Origin of the sequence: Prevotella sp. HMSC077E09 (assembly GCF_001814685.1) — a bacterium.
GTDB classification, from domain to species: Bacteria; Bacteroidota; Bacteroidia; order Bacteroidales; family Bacteroidaceae; genus Prevotella; species Prevotella oris.
In genome coordinates, this window is record NZ_KV817579.1 from 28,038 (window position 1) to 33,521 (window position 5,484).

Annotated in this window: 2 protein-coding genes; one reads left to right on the forward strand and one right to left on the reverse strand. The window is 45.7% G+C overall.

Features of this window, described 5'->3' with window-relative positions; genetic code table 11:
• Positions 1-857: 857 nt before the first annotated feature.
• Complete coding sequence (locus HMPREF2983_RS09915; RefSeq protein ID WP_070667998.1) at positions 858-1,682, reverse strand: KilA-N domain-containing protein; 825 nt, start codon at positions 1,680-1,682, stop codon at positions 858-860.
• A gap of 337 nt (positions 1,683-2,019) precedes the next feature.
• Between HMPREF2983_RS09915 and HMPREF2983_RS09920 the strand changes: the two genes are divergently transcribed.
• Positions 2,020-5,040, forward strand: coding sequence for a two-component regulator propeller domain-containing protein (locus HMPREF2983_RS09920; RefSeq protein ID WP_070667992.1), 3,021 nt, complete (start codon positions 2,020-2,022; stop codon positions 5,038-5,040).
• Positions 5,041-5,484: the final 444 nt, after the last annotated feature.

A 5,484-nucleotide genomic window follows, 5' to 3' on the forward strand; every position in this document is an offset into this window, starting at 1 on the left:
TATGCTTATCCACACTAAATATCTACTGTCCCGTGATTTTTCCCATTTTTCACTCGTCGCTTGCAAGCGAAACATTGTTTTTGGTAATTTTCGATGAAAAACCATGAGCGACGGGCTATTTTCTGCGTTTTTCGCTCATCGCTTGCAAGCGAAACATTGTTTTTGGTAATTTTCGATGAAAAACCATGAGCGACGGGCTATTTTCTGCGTTTTTCGCTCATCGCTTGCAAGCGAAACGTTGTTTTTGGCATTTTTCGATGAAAAATTACGAGCGACGAATGATTTTCAGCATTTTTAGTCTTTCCTCTGCGGGGGAAAGTTAGTTCTCGTTGTTATTTCGTTTTCCCCCGTGGGGGAAATCCGTCTTTCGCTGATTTTTGATTTTCCTCCGCGAGGGAAATCCGATTTTCGCTGTTTTTTCGCTTTCATCCAAGGATGACGGGCGTTTTTTGCCTCTTTTTTGCTTTCATCCACGGATGAAGAATGATTTTCGCCGTTTTTTCATTTTCATCCACGGATGAAGAGTGTTTTTCGGCTTTTTCTTGATTTCATCCATGGATGACGGGTAATTTTTCGCGAAAACCGATGAATTACCCCATATCTGAGCCGTTTTTCTTGTTTTTCGTTCATCCGAGGGGTCGGACGGGCAGTTTTTCTTGTTTTTTATTTATCCGAGGTCTCGGACAGCTGTTTTTTTCGATTTTCTGCCAATCCGAGGTCTCGGGTGGCCCGAAAACAGTGCGTCTGACGCGAAGGAAAACGAAGAGTTTGCAGGAGATTGAAAACAATCGCCCTACGCTGCGAATGACGTGAAGCGTGGGGCGGAATGGTTTCCACAAAAGCGGTCGGGGCGTGTGTCAGCGGCTGTCGTCGGTGAGCCATTTTCCTGTGCTGCTGCCTGCTAACACGCGCATCTGCTGAATGGCCACCTGGTTGAGCCTTACGAGTCGGTCGTGCTGCGGAATGCCATCGTCGATGAGCACGGCATTGATATTTTCCATGTTCGACAGGCATATCAGTTCGTTGATAGTGGCATAATCGCGGATGTTGCCTTTCAGTGTGGGGTTTGCCTCGCGCCACTGCTTGGCGGTGATGCCGAACATGGCCACGTTGAGCACGTCGGCTTCCTCGGCATAGATGACGCTGGCCTGCGTGGGGGTCACCTTGTCGGGGATGAGATGCTGCTTGATGGCGTCGGTGTGGATGCGGTAGTTGATTTTCGACAACTCACGCTTTGCCGACCAGCCGGTCTGTTTCTGCTCTGCGGTTTTGAGCCGCTGGAATTCCTCTATGAGGTAGAGTTTGAATGGAACACTGATTGCTGTCCCGAATTCGAAAGCGATGTCGCGAAAAGCGTATGTCCCACCATATTTTCCTCGTTTCACCACAAGGCCGATGGCATTTGTCTTCTCAATCCACTCGCCTGCGCTCATCACAAAACTTGGCAGGCCGGCCTGTGATTTAAAGTGGTCGAATTCGACCACTTTAAAATTTGGATTGTGTATCATTTCCCACGTTCCGAGAAATTCAATGGTATAACGGTTGCGAATCCAGTTCTTAATGATGTCCGCAGCCCGGCTTTCACTTTCCTTGGCATTTGCCATGTCTGTGAGCGAGATATAATCTCTGCCGTCATATTTGGTAATGGTTATCTGCGTGTTTTGAACGGTAATTTTTGCCATGATGAATGAATTTGGTTTTAAGAGCGAAAATTGTGCAAGCGAGCGCAAAGAAAGCGTGCTTTCAGTTTGCAGGTGTCGCCGATTTCCTGCAAATATACTATTTTCCAACGATAATTCCAAATCCTTGTAGTTGGTTTTCGTTTCTGTCGTGTGTGCCAGGATGTTAAAGAACGAGGGGGAAGACAAGCCTTGCTGTTTACCGATTATTTCTAAACAAAAGAACTATTTGCATCATAAAATAATCTGAAAGGGAAATCGCTGATGTCTCATTGTTTTTTGCTATCTTTGCATGACTGAATAGTTTAATTAACCAATATCGGGGAAAGAGAATACCTGCATGCGACATCTCATTTTATTGCTTTTTCTTTGTTTTGTCCGCTTCTCGGCATGGGCACAACCTGCTTATGTCATGAAGAGTAATGCGTCTTATCTGAACATGACGGGTGGACTTCCCAGTAATTTTGTTGATGATATCTATGCAGACAGCTATGGTTTCATGTGGATAGCCACGCATGGTGGCGGCCTTGTTCGCTATGATGGCTATGCCTATCGCTACTTTGGTGTGGGCAATGATGGCATGTCTTTGCGCAGTAACACCTGTCATAATATTGTGGAGGATGAGTTTCATCGGCTGTGGATAAGCTTTGATGAGTACACCGAAGTGCTTGATCTGAAGACCATGAAGACGGTGGTTCCTGATAGCAGGAATGATGTCTTGCGAGGCATTCTCAACCAACTCTCCGTGAAAGTTTACCGCGACAGCAAGGAGGCTTTGTGGATAGTGAACCGTTCGTTCATCTATCATGTCACGTTAGATCATGAGGGGAAAGCTGCCCGTATATTGCAGATTGGCTATCATGGCAATACTCCCGACATAGCTTTGGCCGATGTAGAGCGGAACGGTTCGGTGTGGGTAGCCATTGACGGAGGGCTGTATAAACTCGCCATAGAACACGGAAGGCTCGTTAAGCACGTGATAAATCCTGCGTTTTCTCACATGAAAGAAAACTTTATCACCTCTTTGAAAGTGGTTCGGAGAGATGTTTGGATTGGCAGCTCGCAGGGGCTTCTGCGCTACAATCTTACTCAAAAGACATTGAGGAAATATCATCATAGCATGGCTGTTGGCTCTCTTTCGCACGACTATGTGTCGTCACTTGCCGTGTCAGCCGAGGGGCAGTTGCTTGTCGGAACGTTAGGGGGCGTGGACTTCTATCAGCCTACTACCGATGATTTCCTACATTGGAATGCAGGCAGCAAGACTAATCCTTTGAGCAGTAATTTCGTGAATTGTCTTTTCGTATATCATGGGTTCACATGGGTGGGAACGGAAACGGGAGGCATTACCAAATTAAATCCGCGTCCTTTGCAATTGGAAAACTTCTCCCATACCGATGCCGTTACCAGTCTTTCTCCGAATGCAGTGAATGCAATGTATGCTGAAAGAGACGGTACATTGTGGGTAGGTACCGTGGAAGGAGGGCTGAACCGCAAGGCAAAGGGCAGTAATGTTTTCACTCATTTCACGACAACCAACTCGGCATTGACACATAATGCCGTGTCAACTTTGGCTGCTGATGGGGATAAACGCTTGTGGATTGGTACGTGGGGAGGCGGACTTCACTTGATAGATATGCGCTCGCATGCCACTATTCAGAAGCTTTCCCTACCCGAAAACTATGCCCGATTAACGCAATTTGTGGGTGCCTTGTGCTATGATCAGCGCAATCAACTGATGTGGATTGGCAGCAACGACGGCATCTATGCCTATGATCTTCGGCGCAAAGAGATATTCGAACCCTTCAAAGGTTGTGGAAACATCCGCGGAACTATCGGCAGTATCATTGACAATACAGGTTGTCTTTGGATGGGCTGTGTGTCGGGTGTCGTGAAAATTGATTTGAAATCCAACCGAAAGTCCCCGCATCTTTTCTCCTATACTCATTTTTCAACGAAGTTGGATAACCCGAAAAGCGGTATTATCGACAAGCTTTGTGCTTTCTGTCAGAGCCACGATGGGACATTATGGTTAGGCAGTAACGGTTATGGTCTGTATAAAAGAATGACGGATAGAAACGGGAAGACCGTCTTCAAAGCCTATACCCAGCGAGACGGTTTGGCAAATAATGCGGTGAAAGGGATTGTGGAAGACCGTAACGGAATGCTGTGGATAACCACAGATAATGGGCTTTCTCAGTTCAATCCTCACACGGAAGCATTTACTAATTACACGGTCAGCGACGGTCTGCTTTCATCACAGTTTTATTGGAATTCGGCTGTCAGTGGGGCTGACGGAACTTTATATTTGGGAAGTGATAAAGGCGTAACGGTGCTTCATGGCGATAATTCTGCTTCGCTTTATCACGGCAGACTCCGTTTCACACGCCTTATAGTGAACAATGAAGATGCTGTTGTGGGAACGTCTGTTCTTGATAACGACATTTCACAGGCCAAGAGAATACGCGTCAGTGAAGCTGATAAATCCATTATGTTTGAGTTTTCCTCGCTCAGTTACAGCAATGAAACGCAAGGCGTTTACAGTTGTCGAATGAAAGGATTTGAGGATGATTGGATACAGTTGAAGCCCGGAGAGCACAGTATGCGCTATACCCATCTTCCCCCAGGCGACTATGAATTCCAGGTAAAGTATGTCTCTGCATTGAGTAAGGGGAATGATATGATGGCTTCAGTAGCCGTCAGTGTGGCCCCATATTTCTGGAAAAGCTGGTGGTTTGAACTGTTGTTGCTCGTCATAGTGGGCTTTATGGTGCGGTATTTCTATAAGCGTCGTGTGAGAGAACTGCGCAGAAAAGAGGCCGAACGACTGATGCAACCCATTGAAGATGCCTTGCGTGAGAGCGAAGAACCCTCGGAGTTGCAGCATCGTATAGAGGAAATTCTCCATGTACAGCAAAAGGTAAGGCAGAGCAAACAGCGCAGTTTCCTGACTGATCAGACTGAAATGGACGATAAGGAAAAGCCTTTCATGGATCAGGTAATGGCTGTTGTGGAGCAGAAATACATGAATTCAGAATTTGGAGTGGCAGAGTTGGCGGAGGCCTTAGGCATGAATCGCAGTATGCTGAGCCGCAGGTTGAATGTGGAAACAGGTTTTTCTACGAGTCAATTCCTACGCAACTATCGTTTAGATGTGGCGAAAAAGATACTCGTCAACAATCCACACGACCGCAACATCACCGAGATTGCCTACAAAGTAGGTTTCAATGATCCCAAATATTTCACGAGATGCTACAGCAAGAGATTTGGAGAAGCTCCTAAAAGAAGCCTCTCCAATGATGCTTCCTCAAAGGGAAAAGAAAATGAACCGGCTTGCGAACAGCAGCAATCAGCGCATTGACAGCCGCTGTTTCATGATGTGCTGTTTGAAATCAGGCAGCTTGTTTAAAGTGAACTTTGTAAACATTTGAACCTTGTTTTTAACTTTTCAGCGCATGGGCAAATAGAAAAGATAAAGCAGGAAAATAGACTTTGCTTCACCATATTTCAGACCTTGGCCTGCAATTTGAGCTGTGAGGCGTTGCGATTTGACGCAAAACAGCGTGCTGTTTGGGTCAGAATACCGCATGATATGATGCAGATGACACGCTGTTTTGACGCAGATTGCAATGCCCCTGTAAGTCAGCGGCGCTGGCAGTCCTTTTATGTCTGTCTTTCATATTATATAATAAGGTGTAATATTTTCCGTGTAGATGGTTTGTAAGATTTAGTGAAATAAATTGAAGTTATTTTGAATATTTCTTTAAAAAGATTTGGTGGTGAATGTTTTTTATGTTACCTTTGC